The organism is Actinoplanes sp. NPDC051513 (assembly GCF_044454685.1).
GTDB lineage: Bacteria > Actinomycetota > Actinomycetes > Mycobacteriales > Micromonosporaceae > Actinoplanes.
In genome coordinates, this window is sequence record NZ_JBITDW010000064.1 from 1 (window position 1) to 4,132 (window position 4,132).

Sequence of the window (4,132 nt, forward strand, 5' to 3'; positions counted from 1 at the left end):
TCCTCCAGGGTCACCTCCGAGGTGGGTTTGTCGAAGGTGATGGTGCCGTGTTGGAGCAGGTTGACTCGGTCGCAGACGTCGAGGACTTGGGCGTAGTTGTGGGCGATGATGATGACTGAGACGTCGCCGCGGGTTTTGAGGTCGCGGATCAGGTCGAGGATCAGGGTGCCTTCTTTTGCGCCCATTGCGGCGAGGGGTTCGTCGAGGAGCAGGATTTTCGCGTCGGAGTAGACGGCGCGGGCGACTGCGACGGCTTGGCGTTGGCCGCCGGAGAGTTTGGCGACCTCGGCGTTGACGTTGGGGATGTTGACGCCCATGTCGGTCAGGTGGGCGTGGGCCAGTCGGCGCATGGCGCTGTTGTTGAGCAGGGGGCCGATGCGGAGTTCGCGGTTGAGGAACATGTTGTGGTAGACGGAGAGTTCGTTGATCAGTGCTAGTCCTTGGTAGACGGTGTCGATGCCGAGTGAGCGGGCGTGGTCGACGCTGCGTAGTTCGACCTGTTGGCCGTTGACGAGGAGGCGGCCGGAGTCGGGTTTGTGGTAGCCGCAGATGATTTTGATGAGGGTGGATTTGCCGGCGCCGTTGTCGCCGATCAGGCCGAGGACTTCGCCTTGTTCGAGGTGCAGGGTGACGTCGCGTAGTGCGGTGAGCGCGCCGAAGCGTTTGGCGAGATGCTCGGCTACCAGGACGGGCATCATGTTCCTCCGGTTCGCCGTAGTCGCGACAGGTATTGGTTGGCGATCATCGAGAGCAGGATCGCGCTGCCGAGGATGATGTTGAACGGGTTGGCGCTGATGCCGATGAGGTTGAAGCCGTTTTGTAGTTCGGCGAGGATGAGTGCGCCGAGTAGTGCTCCGATGACGGTGCCGGAGCCGCCGGCGAGTGCGGTGCCGCCGATGACGGCGGCGGAGATGGCGGTGAAGACGAGTGCGGTGCCGCCGCCGATGTTGGGGTCGATGCTGTTGATCCGGAAGGCTTCGAGGATGCCGGCGAGGGCGCCGAGCATGGAGGCCATCATGAAGTTCCCGATTTTGATGCGGTTGACGCGGATGCCGGCTTCGGTGGCGCCGATCAGGTTGCCGCCGACGGAGATGGTGTGTAGTCCCCAGCGGGTGCGGGTGAGGATGATGTGGTAGATCACGACGACGCTGAGGCACCAGATCAGCGATGACCAGTCCCCGGCCCCGAAGATCGTCTGGATTTTGCCTTGGGCTTGTTCGGGGATTTGTGCCGGGTAGGCGTGTGAGGTGGTCAGCAGGATGCCGAGGAGCAGGTAGTAGGAGCCGAGCGTGGCGACCAGCGAGGGCACTTTGAGTTTGGTGACGATGAAGCCGTTGCAGAATCCGATGAACGCGGCGATGGCGAAGGCGATCAGGAAGGCGGGGATCACCGGGATGCCGTAGATGTCGATGGCGTAGTGCACGAGGAACGGGGCGAGCGCCGCGACGACGCCGACGGACAGGTCGATCTCGCCGGAGACCAGCAGCAGCACGATGCCGACGGCGACGATCGCGGCGGGGGCGGTGGCCTGGGCGATGTTGCGGAGGTTGTCGGGGGTGAGGAAGACGTCGTTGGCGGCCCGGAAGTAGATTGCCATGGCGATCGCGACGATCAGGACGCTGGCCTCGCGCCAGCGCACCAGCACGGTGCCGCCGCGGCGGAGCACGGTGCCGCCGCGGCGGAGCACGGGCAGGAAGCGCCGGCCGTGGGCGGCCGGCGCTTCGCTGTTTTTCGGTAGGGTTCCGGTCATGAGTGGGCGATGGGTCCGGATCGTTCGACGAGTTTCACGTCGGTGGCTGATCCTTCGTAGCGGCTTTGGGTGGTCTGGTACGGGTCGACGTTGTCTTTGGTCACGAACAGCAGTCCGGTGTTGGTTTGCGGCGGCGAGATGAGGCCACCGGAGACCTTGAACAGGTAGAGGTAGAGCACCGGCAGGAAGCCCTGCAGATACGGCTGCTGGTCGATGGTGTAGTCGAGGTCGCCGGCTTTGATCGAGGCGAGGGTTTCCGGGATCAGGTCGAAGCCGCCGGCGACTTTGAGGCCTTTGCTGCGCATGGTGTATTTCTTGACGACCTGTCCGACGGATTGGGTGGAGCCGGCGTCGACGGCGAGCATGCCGGCCAGGCCGGCGTGGCCTTGGGCGTAGGCGTCGATGATGGACAGGCCTTTGGTGACGTCGGCGTTGGTGGCGACCGCGGTGAACTTCACCGCGCCGCCGGCGTCGGTGAAGGCCTGCTGGGCGCCGTCGATGCGGGGTTGGATGTTGAGCTGTCCGGGGGTGGCGATGAAGCCGACCACCTCGCCCGACTGCACTTGCTTCAGCGCCCGCTGCCCGAGTGCGTAGCCGGAGTCGAACAGGCCCTGGCCGATGTAGGTGAGCCGGTTGGTGCCCGGGTCGTCGCGGGCGCCGTCGGCGTTGTACGACACCACCGGGATCCCGGCCTCGAGGGCCTGGTCGACCGGCGCCTTGAACGCCGACTTGTCGACCACCGCGATCGCCAGGCCGTCGGCTTTGCCGCTGATCGCCGTGTTGGTGGCGTTGACCATCTCGGCGACCACCGAGTTCTGCGAGCCGGTCCACTGGTAGGAGCAGCCGAGCAGCTTGCAGGCGTCCTCGGCGCCGTACTGGGTGGGGGTGAAGAACGGGTTGGTGGTGACGTGGTTGATGAACACGAATTTCCAGTTCGGTGTCTTCGGGAAGTTCCCGATCGCGTCCGTGCTGGTCTTGTTGTCGTCCTGGCTGCACGCGGACAGCAGCCCCGTCGCCGCCAGCGACGCGCTGGCCAGGCCGGTGCCGGCCAGCAGCCGGCGGCGGGTCACCCCGCGGGGATCGAGTCGGTCGGCCGCCTCTTCGACGACCGGGGGCACAACACGCATGGTCCCAACCTCCTAGCCGCCGCTGTCCCGACGGGACAGCGGCGGGGAATCGAAGCAATCTCAGTGCGCGACGCCGAGCTGGTAGATGGTCGTGGTCCGGTAGGTTTGTCCGGGCCGCAGGACCGTCGACGGGAAGTTCGCGTGATTCGGCGAGTCCGGGTAGTGCTGGGTTTCCAGGGCGAACCCGTCGCCTTGGCGGTACATGCGGCCGCTCGTGCCGACCAGGGTGCCGTCGAGGAAGTTGCCGCCGTAGAACTGGATTCCCGGCTCGGTGGTGTAGATCGACAGTTGCCGGCCGCTCGCCGGGTCGGTGGCCCGGGCCGCGAACTCCAGCTTGCGGAACGTCGGGTCCTTACGGTCGAGGACCCAGTTGTGGTCGTAGCCGCGGCCGATCACCAGTTGACCGAAGCCTTCGCGGTTGCGGGCGCCGATCGCGGTGGCCTTGCGGTAGTCCATCGGGGTGCCGGCCACCGGGTCGAGCGTGCCGGTCGGGATGAGGGTGGCATCGACCGGGGTGTAGCGGCTCGCGTTGAGCTGCAGCTTCGTCGTGTCGATGGTGCCCGTGCCCTCACCGGCCAGGTTCCAGTAGTTGTGGTTCGTCAGGTTGATGACGGTGGCCTTGCTCGTGGTGGCCACATAGTCCATCCGGATGCCGTGGTCGCGGGTGAGCGTGTAGGTGACCGTCGCCTTCAACTCGCCCGGGTATCCCATGTCACCGTCGGGGCTGGTGAACTGCAGCTTCAGCGCCACGGCGTCCCTCGTCCGCGACGGCGTCGCCGCCCAGACGTGCTTGTCGAAACCGATCGTGCCGCCGTGCAGACTGTTCGGGTCGTTGTTGATCGGCAGGTGATAGGTGACACCGTCGAGGGTGAAGGTGCCCAACGCGATCCGGTTCGCGTACCGGCCGGTGATACAGCCGAAGTACGGGCTCTTCGTCTCGTAATCGCCGAGATTGTCGAAGCCGAGCGACACGTTCGCGGACCGGCCGTGTCTGTCCGGCATCTCGATCGACTGGAGAACGCCGCCGTAGGTCAGGATCTTCACCCGGATGCCGTTGTTGGTCAACGTGTAGACCTCGACGGCCTGACCACCGGCCGTCGTCCCGAACGGCGCTTTCGTGATGGTCGCAGGGCCGTGAGCGTACGAGGTGGACGCGGACACCAAGCCCACACCACCCGCCATCAACAGCACCGCGCCGAACCGAACCGCCGTGCGGCCCAGAAATATCTTGTGCATCGTGCCTCGCCTCTCTCAG

General features: G+C 65.6%; 4 protein-coding genes. All 4 read right to left on the reverse strand.

What is annotated here, in order from left to right; translation table 11 throughout:
- On the reverse strand, nt 1-698 hold a 698-nt coding region (locus ACIA5D_RS51665), incomplete at its 3' end, for an ATP-binding cassette domain-containing protein (RefSeq protein ID WP_396038108.1).
- On the reverse strand, nt 695-1,750 hold the full coding sequence (locus ACIA5D_RS51670; protein ID WP_396038109.1) for an ABC transporter permease: 1,056 nt from the start codon (nt 1,748-1,750) through the stop codon (nt 695-697). The genes ACIA5D_RS51670 and ACIA5D_RS51665, both read right to left, overlap by 4 nt.
- Nucleotides 1,747-2,877, reverse strand: a complete 1,131-nt coding sequence (locus ACIA5D_RS51675) for a sugar ABC transporter substrate-binding protein (protein ID WP_396038110.1) — start codon at nt 2,875-2,877, stop codon at nt 1,747-1,749. Before ACIA5D_RS51675 ends, ACIA5D_RS51670 begins: the two co-directional genes overlap by 4 nt.
- A 60-nt stretch (nt 2,878-2,937) precedes the next feature.
- Nucleotides 2,938-4,113: an aldose epimerase family protein gene (locus ACIA5D_RS51680; protein ID WP_396038111.1), complete on the reverse strand. Its 1,176-nt coding sequence runs from the start codon at nt 4,111-4,113 to the stop codon at nt 2,938-2,940.
- Between the last annotated feature and the right edge of the window lie 19 nt (nt 4,114-4,132).